Source organism: Xenorhabdus indica, from assembly GCF_014467235.1.
GTDB lineage: Bacteria > Pseudomonadota > Gammaproteobacteria > Enterobacterales > Enterobacteriaceae > Xenorhabdus > Xenorhabdus indica.
The window spans coordinates 1-249 of record NZ_NKHP01000134.1 but is presented as its reverse complement, the minus strand read 5'-3'; the positions used below and the strand labels follow the sequence as shown (position 1 = coordinate 249).

Annotated in this window: 1 pseudogene; it reads left to right on the top strand. The window is 55.8% G+C overall.

What is annotated here, in order from left to right:
* Positions 1 to 249 (top strand): annotated as a pseudogene (locus tag Xind_RS19855) (hypothetical protein); the annotation flags it as partial.

Sequence of the window (249 nt, the reverse complement as noted above, 5' to 3'; positions counted from 1 at the left end):
ATTAAAGACGGCGATGCACAAGTCATGAAAGTGGCGGACAGCAAAGTGCCGTTAACCCGCCGTGTCAACGACAAAGAGCTGGTCAATGACATTACCCTGGTGGCCGCGGATGTTGATGCCTATACCAAGGCCGAAACCGATACGCGGATCAAAGACGGCGATGCCCCGATCATGCTGGAAGCCCAGAAGGCTATGCAGGAAGCCCAGAAAGCCCTGCATGAAGCGCAACAGGCCCTGAAAGACGCGGAC